Annotated in this window: 7 protein-coding genes and 2 pseudogenes; 1 reads left to right on the top strand and 8 read right to left on the bottom strand. The window is 72.4% G+C overall.

The genetic code is table 11. The annotated features are described in order from the left end of the window. Positions 1-3 precede the first annotated feature (3 nt). From PKF00_RS11495 to PKF00_RS11520, 6 genes are read right to left on the bottom strand one after another with little or no spacing between them, the layout of a single operon-like run. A complete protein-coding gene (locus tag PKF00_RS11495; RefSeq protein ID WP_271217421.1) occupies positions 4-1056 on the bottom strand; it encodes an ATP-grasp domain-containing protein in 1053 nt (350 codons plus the stop codon). After that, complete coding sequence (locus PKF00_RS11500) at positions 1053-2435, bottom strand: KamA family radical SAM protein (protein ID WP_271217422.1); 1383 nt, start codon at positions 2433-2435, stop codon at positions 1053-1055. Before PKF00_RS11500 ends, PKF00_RS11495 begins: the two co-directional genes overlap by 4 nt. Beyond that, positions 2432-4135, bottom strand: a complete 1704-nt coding sequence (locus PKF00_RS11505) for a class I adenylate-forming enzyme family protein (RefSeq protein WP_271217423.1) — start codon at positions 4133-4135, stop codon at positions 2432-2434. Before PKF00_RS11505 ends, PKF00_RS11500 begins: the two co-directional genes overlap by 4 nt. Continuing rightward, positions 4128-5501, bottom strand: a complete 1374-nt coding sequence (locus tag PKF00_RS11510; protein ID WP_271217424.1) for a flavin monoamine oxidase family protein — start codon at positions 5499-5501, stop codon at positions 4128-4130. The genes PKF00_RS11505 and PKF00_RS11510 overlap by 8 nt, the downstream gene beginning before the upstream one ends. Continuing rightward, on the bottom strand, positions 5498-5716 hold the full coding sequence (locus PKF00_RS11515) for an acyl carrier protein (protein WP_271217425.1): 219 nt from the start codon (positions 5714-5716) through the stop codon (positions 5498-5500). Before PKF00_RS11515 ends, PKF00_RS11510 begins: the two co-directional genes overlap by 4 nt. A 14-nt stretch (positions 5717-5730) precedes the next feature. Beyond that, the gene (locus PKF00_RS11520) at positions 5731-7305 is read right to left on the bottom strand and encodes an AMP-binding protein (RefSeq protein WP_271217426.1); all 1575 of its coding nucleotides are present in this window, start codon (positions 7303-7305) and stop codon (positions 5731-5733) included. A gap of 180 nt (positions 7306-7485) precedes the next feature. On the opposite strand from PKF00_RS11520, the gene PKF00_RS11525 reads away from it, so the two are divergent. Beyond that, entirely contained in the window at positions 7486-9399 is a 1914-nt protein-coding gene (locus PKF00_RS11525) for an AfsR/SARP family transcriptional regulator (RefSeq protein ID WP_271217427.1), read from the top strand. Here the strand turns inward: PKF00_RS11525 and PKF00_RS11530 are convergent. Together PKF00_RS11530 and PKF00_RS11535 are read right to left on the bottom strand one after the other, a co-directional pair. Then, positions 9357-9476: pseudogene (locus PKF00_RS11530) on the bottom strand (chorismate mutase); the annotation flags it as partial. The gene PKF00_RS11525 and the pseudogene PKF00_RS11530 overlap by 43 nt on opposite strands. Positions 9477-9494: 18 nt before the next feature. Beyond that, positions 9495-9700: pseudogene (locus PKF00_RS11535) on the bottom strand (hypothetical protein); the annotation flags it as partial.

Raw genomic sequence — 9700 nt, forward strand, 5'->3', positions numbered from 1 at the left:
TCGTCACCGGTTCTCGAAGAGGGTCGTGTCGGCGGCGTCTCTCGCCAGCCACCGGGTGTGCGCGTCCCGATAGGCGTTCCAGCGCGCCCGGGTGATGTCCCGCTGGAGCGCCCTGGCCGGATCGCCGAAGTCGGGGGCGATCACGCCGTCGGGCTCGAGCTCGGAGAACCAGAACCGTTCGCCGTCGAACAGGAAGTCGACGCAGAAGAACGGAATGGGCAGTTTCCGATAGAAGTACGCCGTCGCCTCCGCCAGTTCGGGCGGGACGGGCGGGAAGTCCATCGCGCCGCCGCGGCTGGCGTTGGCGACCGGTGAGCCGGCCTCGGGGGTCCGCTTCAGGACGGCGTACGGCTTGCCGTCGACGACGTAGACCCGGTAGTCGACCGTGCCGTCGCCCAGATAGGGCTGGAGCACGAGGGTGGTGTCGCCGCCCTGTGCCAGGCTGGCCATTCCCCGGACGTCCTCGGCGTCGCGGGCCAGGTTGACCCCGCCGCCGCCGCACCATCCGGCGGGCTTGACGATCGCCGGGTAGGTGAGGTTCGCCAACGCCACCTCGTACAGGTGTTTGCCCACGTCCCGCCCGGTGCCGACGCGGACGGTGGGGATCGGGGGGACGGGCGAGTCCCTCAGGTACAGGACCGTGGCCAGCTTGTCGTTGGCGACGGACGACAGGCCCGGCGGGAACGGCAGGTAGAAGCCGGCCTGCTCCAGCACGGCGTACAGGGCGTACTGGTTGAACACGTCCATGGACTGGTACGGCAGCGAGTACAGCGCGGTGATGAAGAGCGTGTCCTCCGGGGTGACGGGTTCCTCGTCCACGTAGACGCGCGGTTTGCCGGGGTCCAGGCTGTCGACCGTCACCGCGTCGGGCGAGTGCCTGGTCCAGCTCAGGCCGAGTTCCGCGGCCACTTCGGCGTACATGTCCCAGAAGTAGTGACGCCACATCGCGGCGGTCCTGGTCGACTCCCGGTCGGGGAAGATCCAGCACATGCGGCGCAGCGTGCTCGGGGCGGCGGGGGGCGGCGGGGTCTGTGAGGTCTCTGGGATCGGGGTCATGGTCGTCCCTCTCCGTCGGCCCACCAGCGGCGGCCCGACTCGGGCAAGGTGTCGATCGGGTCGTAGAAGGGGAAGCGGCGTTCCGGGTCGACCGGCTCGTTGGGCTCGAACCCGGTCCCGTGGTTCCTGGTCCAGTACGAGATGCCGCGTTCCCGGTCGTACTCGGCCACCTGGTGCACCCAGCGCTTGCCGGCGTACGGCACGTCGCACACGATCCGCGGCGTCGCGTAGCCGGGCAGGTAGCCCATGATCGCTTCCTGGAGCCGCTGCGCCTGGTGGACCGGGGTCCGCCAGTGTTCGGCGTTGGGGATCATGTCGCAGAGGTAGAGGTAGTAGGGCAGGATCCCGGCCTCGCCCTGCAGGGCGAAACACAGGTCCAGCAGGTCGCCCTGGGTGGTGTTCACCCCCCGCAGGAGCACGCCCTGGTTGCGCACGTCCCGCACCCCGGCGTCCAGCAGCGCCCTGGCCGCCTCGGCGACCAGCGGCGTCACCGACCGCACGTGGTTGGCGTGGGTGTGCACGGCCAGGTTCACCCCGCGCCGGCGGGCGACGGAGGCCACCCTGGCCACCCCTTCGGTCACGTCGGGCTGGAGCCAGTGCTGCGGCAGGCCGACCAGCGCCTTGGTGGCCAGGCGGACGTCCCGCACGGACTCCAGTTCCAGCAGCCGCAGCAGGAACGACTCCAGCCGCGGCCAGGGCACGTTGGCCACGTCGCCGCCCGAGACCACCACGTCCCGCACGCCGGGCGTGCGCTTCAGGTAGTCCAGCATCAGCTCCTGCCGGTCGACCGGCTTGAGGGCGAGCCTGGCCTTGACGACCTGCGGGGTCGAGGCGCCGACCAGATCCATCCGGGTGCAGTGGCCGCAGTACTGCGGGCAGGTGGACAGCAGTTCGGCCAGCACCTTGGTCGGGTAGCGGTGGGTCAGCCCCTCGACCGCCCACATCTCCGCCTCGTGCAGCGAGTCGCGTTGCGCGCGCGGGTGGCTGGGCCAGTCCGGGTGACGGTCCGAGCCCACCGGCAGCATGTACCGGCGGACCGGATTGGCCAGGAAGGCCTCCGTGAAGGAGGCGGGATCGCCCTCGGCGTCCGGCGCCATCACGTTGACCAGCTGCGGCGGGATCAGCATGGACATGGTCGCGAACCGCTCCGCGTCGACGGCCAGGTCGGCGTAGAAGGACTCCTGGAGCAGGCCGCCCATCACCGCGCGCAGCTGTCCGGCGTTCTTCACGCAGTGGGCGCGCTGCCACTGGGCGTCGCGCCACTGCGCGTCGCTGACGCCGCGCCAGCCGGGCAGCCGTCGCCAGTCGGGCTCCACGAGCGGCCGGCGCGCGTAGGCGTACGGCCTGCGGGAGGCGTCGGCGTTCGTCTGGTCGCTCATCCGGTGAACAGCGCCGCGTGCCGGGTGCGTAGCTCGCGCTTGAGCACCTTGCCGGTGGGGCCGAGCGGGAGGTCCTCGTCGGTCCGCGCGATGATCACCTCGGCGAGCGTGGCGAGCCCCGCGCCCGCGAGGGCCTTGTTCGCCTTCTCCCGCACGTCGTCGGCGGTGGCGTTCAGGGCGTCTGCCTGCAGCCGTACCACGGCGATCGGGCGCTGCCCCTCCCCCGCCCTCCCGGGGACGCCGACGACCGAGCAGTCCTGGACGAGGTCGGCGCAGTCGGCGATGAGGATCTCCTCGACGGGCAGGCTGTAGACCGGCCCGGCGGCGGTGTCGATGACGTCCACGGTCCGGTCGAGGTGGTAGAAGTTGCCCTCGCCGTCCCTGCGGGCCACGTCGCCGGTGAGCCAGTAGCCGTTGAGCTCGAAGCTGCTGGTCAGCCGCGGATCGTTCCAGTAGCCCGGCGTGCGGGAGGGGGTGATCACCGCCAGCAGGCCCACGGTGCCGTCGGGCACCTCCTCGCCGTTCTCGTCCAGCACCGCGGCCCTGGTCACCGCCTCCTGCGCCTTTCCCACGCAGCGGTCGTCGCGCGGTGTCTCCGGCGCGGTCACCTGGCCGAAGAGCGCCATCCCCATCTCCGAGGAGCCGAGGCCGTCGACGAACTGGGAGCCGGGCAGCGGCCCGTCTGCGGCGGCGCCGCTCGGGAGCAGCCATGACTTGATCAGACCGGCGGGCCGCTCGCCGAGCTGCACCAGCCGTCTGATGTGCCCGTAGTGCGCGCTGTCTCCGGTGTTGAACCAGGAGTGCACCCTCGCCGCGCCCCTGACCGGGAGCTCCCCGGTGGCGAGCTCGACGAACGTCCTCGGGAACGAGGCCACCATGGTCGGCTGGAAGGCCTCCATGACCGGTTCCACGACCGCGCGCCGCCAGTCGGACATGACCACGGTCGGCAGTCCGAGCAGCACCGCGGTGAGGAAGTAGCTGAGCCCGCCGGCGTGGGTGTGCGGCATGAGCGACATCAGCCTGTCGTACGGCTCGGCGGGGAAGCGCAGCATGCGCGGCTGCTTGCCGTCCCAGAACTGCCGGTGGCCGAGCATCGTCGACTTGGGCGTGCCGGTGGTGCCGGAGGAGTGGATCAAGGCCACGACGTCGTCCGGGGCGTGCCGGTAGGGGTATTGGTCCGGGAGCGAGGCGGAGTCGGCGTCGTGGGCCCGCACCTCGGCGGCCAGCGCGATGAACCGGGGCCTGTTCCGCGGGTCGTTGCGGTAGGCCGCCTGCAGCCGGGTCGAGTCGTCGGCGACGATGCCGACGGCGCCCACGTGCTCGAGGTAGCGGACCATGACGTCGGGCCGCATCGCGTCGTTGATCATCGCCGGGACGGCGCCGAGCGCCGTGAGCGCCAGGAAGTGCACCAGGGGCTCGAGGCCTTCGCCCACCACGACGCCCACCGGCTCGCCGGGGCGTACGCCGTTGGCCCGGTACCACGTGGCGTAACGGTCCCGCAGCGCCGCGAGGTCGACCAGGCTGTGGCCGCGCAGCACCACCTGGCCGCGGTGGTCGTTGTGGTGGCTGTAGACGAACGGCACCGCCCTGTTGGGGTTGGCCGCCAGGGCGTGGTCCAGGAAGTTGCCCGCGCCGAGCTCCGGCTCGGTCATCAGCCGCCGCCGGACAGGCAGCGGCGCGATCGAAGTGGTGTCAGACATGGTTGTCCCTCCATCCGTGCGTTGTGACGATCTCCGCGCCGTACGTTGTGACGATCTCCGCGGCCACCCGGCGCCCCGATCGGATCGCGCCCTCCATCAGGCCGAAGAACTCCGTGCTCGTCTCGGTGCCGGCCCAGTGCACCCGCCGGTGCGGGGTCACCAGCCGCGGGCCGAGCCGCAGCCAGTCCCCCGGCCCGAAGAGCGCCGCGTAGCACCCCCTGCTGTAGTCCTCGTTGACCCAGTCGGTGGCGTGGAACCCGATCGGCCGCGGCAGCCCGGGGAACAGCCGGGCGGCCTGGGCGACCGCCCGCTCGCGCTGCTCGCCGACGGGCAGCGCCGCGAACCGGTGCGCCTCCCTGCCGGTCACGAACCCGGTCAGCACGCCCACCGCGCCGTCCTGCGGCGAGTCGTCCACCGTGGACAGCAGGGGTCCCCGCGCGTTGACCGACCAGCCGGACAGGCCGTGCTCCCGCCAGACCGGCGCCGGGTACACCAGGTGCACCTTCACCGCGCAGCCGGGCGCCGTGCGCCCGGTGGAGCGGGGCGCGGGCAACCCGGGCCGGTAGTCGATCGCGTCGGCGAGCGACGGCGGCACCGCGACCACCGCGGCGCGGGCCCGCAGCGATCCGGTCGCGGTCACCACGGTCACGCCGTCGTCGTCCTGACGGATCGCGCGCACCGGCTCGCCGAGGCGTACCCGCCCGCCCAGCCCCGCGGCCAGCCGCTGACACAGCTGGTGCGCGCCACCGGCGATCCGGTCCTCCTGCGCGCCGCCCGCGAACGCGTTCAGGTAGCGGACGCCGCCCCCCGACCGGAGGTAGAAGGCCATGTGCAGGACGGACACGTCCTGCGGATCGGCGGCCATCATCTCCCCGAGGAACAGCGGGAAGAACAGCCGCGCGTCCGGGTGACGCAGGTGCTCCCGCGCCCATTCGGCCGCGGTGCGCGTGTCCAGCGCCGCGGCGTCGGCGGACAGCCAGGGGGCGTCCACGCGCAGGCCGCGGGTCAGCTCGTCCAGCGCGTCGAACATCTCGCCCAGCGCGACCGCGGACAGCGGCGGGAACCGGCCCGCCCTGGTCCGGTGCCCGTCCTGGTCGTCGCCGAGCGCGAACCGGCTGGCGCCGGTCATGGTGGTCGGCGTCGTCTTCAGATCCAGCTCGGCCATCAGCGCGGTCAGCGCGGTGTGCCGGTCGCCCAGGTACGCAGCGCCCGCGTCCACCCAGCTGCCGGGCGCGACCTCGATGCCGTGCGTGCGGCCTCCGACCCGGTCGCGCGCCTCGAGCACGGTGACCTCGACGCCGCGCGCCGCCAGGTCTGCGGCGGCGGTGAGCCCCGCCAGGCCCGCTCCCACGACGACGACGCTCATGCCATGCTCGCGATCTTCTTGGCGAGGGCGCCCGGGGTCGGGGCGTCCGCGAAGTCGTCGAAGTCCAGCTCGACGCCGCAGGCGCGCGCGATCGCGCTCAGGACGCGGGTGGCGAGCAGGGAGTCCCCGCCCATGACAAAGAAGTCAGAATCCGCACTGACTTCGGCGTTTTCCAGTACACGCCGGAAGATGTCCGATACGGCGTCCACATTCATGGAACGTTCTCCTTTCAAACGGCGGCGGATGCGTATCTCCGATGCGAACCCGCCCGGTCGACTTTTCCGCTGGCCGTGTAGACGAGCTCGGGCACGACGGTGATTCGGCTGGGAACGAGATGGCTCGGGACGCGGTCGCGCAGGTAGGACAGGACGTCGTCGGCCAGCGCCACGACGCCGGAGGGCGAGCGGGGCACGATGTAGGCCGCGAGCGTCGTGTGGTCGGCGACGACGGCGCCCGCCACGGCCACGGCGCCCACCTGCGGGTGGCCGGCGATCTGAGCCTCGACCTCGGCCGGATCCACCCGGACGCCGCGCACCTTGAGCTCGTGGTCGAGCCTGCCCTCGTGGACGAGCGCGCCGTCAGGCGTCCGGCCGACCCGGTCTCCGGTGCGGAAGTAGCGCTCGGGACCGGCCCCGAGATCGATCTCGACGAACCGTTCCGCGGTCGCGTCCGGCCTGCCCCGGTACCCCAGCGCCAGCGACGGACCGCCGACGAGCAGCTCGCCCCCCTCGCCGAGGTGTTGCCGGACGTGGGGCAGGGCGTGTCCGATCGGCACCCGCTCCCCCGCCCTCCAGGGCGCGGCTCGCCGGGCGGCGAGCGGGCCGTGCAGGTCGACGGCGTGGGTGATGAGCGTGGTCTCCGTGCACCCGTAGGTGTTGACCAGGCGGATCGCGGCGGTGTCGAGCGCGCACCAGTCCGCCAGTCGTACGGGGTTCACGGCCTCCCCGCCGACGACGACCAGCCGCAGGGACGCGGGCAGCGCGGCCCGCTCCTCCACCAGGTGGCGCACCAGCTCGTGCCAGAACGCCGAGGGAAGGTCCAGCACGGTGATCCGCTCGGCGTCGATCATTCGCAGCATCCGCCGGAAGGAGCCCGAATAGGCGTCGTCGTGGAAGACCAGCGCCGCCCCCGCGGTGAGCGTGGGCAGGATCTCCTCGAAGCAGGTGTCCCAGTTCAGCGACGCGAACTGCAGCACGCGGTCGGCGGGGGTGAGGCCGAACAGGTCCCGCAGCGCGCCGACCACGGTGGAGACGGCTCCGCGCGGGGTCACCACGGGTTTCGGCTCTCCGGTGGAGCCGGAGGTGAACAGGATGTACGCCGGGTCGTCCGCGGCGACGGGCACGGCGTCGAGGGCGCTGCCGGCGACCCTGCTGGAGGCGCTGCTGGGGGCGCTGTCCGCCCTGTCCGGTCCGGCGTTCCGGGTGGCTTCCGCGCGGTCGGGAAGGTCCACCGGGCGCACTCCGGGCGGCACGGACGCGCCCGGCTCGGCGGCGATCACCAGGCGGCATCCGCTCGCCGACATCAGCGCCCGCCGCCTCGGCTCCGGGTGGGCCGGGTCGATGGGGCAGTACGTGCCGCCGGCGGCCAGCGTGCCGAGCAGGCAGGCCACGGTCGCCGCCGACCGTGACGTGACCACCCCCACCACTCCGGGACGCGGGCCGAGCCGCCGAGCCGTCGCGCGCACCCACGCGTCGAGTTCGGCGTAGGTGAGGGAGCGACCGTTGTGCGCTATCGCCGGACGGTCCGGGTGTCTGCCGGCCGCGTCGGCGAACGCCTTCGTCACGTCGCAATACGGATAGGACATGGTTTCTCCTTTCTTGAGATGCCATGCCAAATGGCGATTTGTAACGAATTCGGAGAGATCGCGTTCATGCTGTCGAGGGATGCTGGATGAAGGCTTGATTTGGCCTGTATTTCGGCTGGACTACATCTCGTGTCTCTCGCGTGGCGGCCTGTGACAACGACGTGACAGACGGAGAGCGAAATGTCAGATGAATGCCTGGAGCCCGTTCTGAGAATCGGGCTTCTTGGAGCGGTCCAGGCATGGCGTGGACGCCAGGAGATCCCGATCGGACCGCCGCGGCAGCGGGCGGTGCTGGCGTTGCTCGCGCTGGAGGCGGGCCGGACCGTGTCGATGGAGCGGCTGATCACGGGCCTGTGGGGAGAGCGTGCGCCGACGGGGGCGCGAGGTCTGGTGCAGGGCTACGTGTCGCGGCTGCGGCCCTCACTGGCCAGAGCCGGCGTCACGATCGCGCACGGGCCGCAGGGCTATCTGCTCAAGCTGGCGGCCGAGCAGGTGGACTTGCACGAGTTCCGGGTTTCGGTCGCCCGGGCGCGGGCCATGGAGACGGACGAGGCGAGGGCCAGCGGGCTGCGACGCGCCATGGCTCTGTGGCGGGGCGAGCCGCTGACGGGCGTCTCCGGCGGAGAACTGCTGGACCGGCTGCGGGAGACCCTCAGGGAGGAACGCCTGGCGGTCATCGAGGAGTGCCTGAACGTCGAGACGCGGGCGGGTCGTGACGCGGTGCTGATTCCCGAGCTGATCGCACTGGTGTCGGAGCATCCCTTCCGGGAGGGACTGGTGGGACTGCTCATGCTGGCGTTGTGCCGGACAGGGCGCAGGGTGGACGCCCTGGAACGCTACGAACGCACCCGCCGCCGCCTCGTCGACGAGCTGGGACTGGACCCCGGCCCCGAGTTACGGCAGCTCCATCAACGGATCCTCCGCGGCGCCGTCTGCGCGGTCAGGACGCCTGGCCTCTCCGCCTCGGTGGAGGCGGTGACGACGGCGGTTCCCGCGCAGCTGCCGCCGGAGCCCGGGCAGTTCACCGGACGCGCGGACGAACTGAGCGTGCTGGACTCGGTCGTGACCCGCGGCGAAACGGCGTCGATCTCCGTGGTGACCGGTGCGGGCGGGGTCGGGAAGACGGCCCTGGCCGTGCACTGGGGGCACCGGATCCGCGCCCGCTTCCCCGACGGCCAGCTCTACGTCAACCTGCACGGTCACTCACCGGAGCGGCCACTGCGGCCGATCGAGGCGCTCGGACGGTTTCTGCGCGCGCTCGGCGTACCGCCGGAACGGGTGCCGGACACGGTGGAGGAGGCCAGCGCGGCCTACCGCAGCCTGCTCGCCGACAGGCGAATCCTGGTGGTGCTGGACAACGCCCGCGGGGTGGAGCAGGTCCGTCCCCTCCTGCCGGGCGGCCGGCGCTGCGCCGCCGTGATCACGAGCCGGGACCACCTGGCCGGTCTCGTCGCCAGGGACGGCGCGGTCCCGGTTCCGCTCGGCGTGCTGGCCTCGGACGAGGCGGTCACCCTGTTCGGCAGGATCCTCGGCAGCGAGCGCCTGTCCGCCGCGCCGGACGTCGCGCTGGAGATGGCCAGGGCCTGCGGGTACCTGCCGCTGGCGCTGCGCGTCGCGGCCGCCGACATCGCCGGCCGCCCCGGCGGGGACATCGTCGGCCAGGTCCGCAGGCTCGCCGCCACCCGGTTGTCCGTACCGGCCGCCGGTGGAGATCCGCACCCGGCGACGCGAGGCGCGTTCGACATGTCCTACCACCGCCTGGATCCGCCCTCACGGCGCCTGTTCCGCCTGCTCGGTCTCATCCCGGGGCCCACGTTCACCCCCGAGGCCGCCGCCGCCCTGGCCGGCACCACCCCCGGCGAGACCGATCGTCTGCTGTGCGGGCTCGCCGCCGCGCGCCTCATCGAGGAGAGTGAGCCCGGCCGCTACACCTTCCACGACCTGATCCGGGAGTACGCCCGCGAGCGCGCCCTGGCCGAGGAGGGCGAGCCCGCCCGCGCCCGCGCGCTGGACGCGCTCCTGGGCTGGTACCTGCGGGCCGTACGGGACGCCGGAGAGGTCGCCCGCGTCGCGCAGAGCAGTGGCGCGTCGTGAGAACCGAACTCGCGTGCCGCCACAGCGGGAAACTCGGCGTCGAGGTCGGGCGTCGCCGTGAGGATCACGCTGATGACTCGGTTTTCAGACCGCTCTCAGGAATGTCGGAGAGAAGATGACGGGCCTGCCGCTGTGGACCTGGGCCATGTCTGGTCCCCGTTCTCGCCTGCGTGGCCCACGCCGGGGTGGGGTCGTCGTGCTGGCGGCGTGCCGCCGCTGTCCGGGCGGTGCTCGAAGTGCCACCACTCGTTGTCGTAGATGCGGTAGAGGTCGTAGCGGGCGCCGTGTTCCTCGAGCCAGC

Origin of the sequence: Streptosporangium carneum, from assembly GCF_027922005.1 — a bacterium.
Classification (GTDB): Bacteria; Actinomycetota; Actinomycetes; order Streptosporangiales; family Streptosporangiaceae; genus Streptosporangium; species Streptosporangium carneum.

Coding starts and splice junctions, on each gene's coding strand:
- PKF00_RS11510 (WP_271217424.1), bottom strand. CDS start 5,501: ATGAGCGTCGTCGTCGTGGGAGCGGGCCTGGCGGGGCTCACCGCCGCC.
- PKF00_RS11525 (WP_271217427.1), top strand. CDS start 7,486: ATGTCAGATGAATGCCTGGAGCCCGTTCTGAGAATCGGGCTTCTTGGA.
- PKF00_RS11500 (WP_271217422.1), bottom strand. CDS start 2,435: ATGAGCGACCAGACGAACGCCGACGCCTCCCGCAGGCCGTACGCCTAC.
- PKF00_RS11515 (WP_271217425.1), bottom strand. CDS start 5,716: ATGAATGTGGACGCCGTATCGGACATCTTCCGGCGTGTACTGGAAAAC.
- PKF00_RS11505 (WP_271217423.1), bottom strand. CDS start 4,135: ATGTCTGACACCACTTCGATCGCGCCGCTGCCTGTCCGGCGGCGGCTG.
- PKF00_RS11495 (WP_271217421.1), bottom strand. CDS start 1,056: ATGACCCCGATCCCAGAGACCTCACAGACCCCGCCGCCCCCCGCCGCC.
- PKF00_RS11520 (WP_271217426.1), bottom strand. CDS start 7,305: ATGTCCTATCCGTATTGCGACGTGACGAAGGCGTTCGCCGACGCGGCC.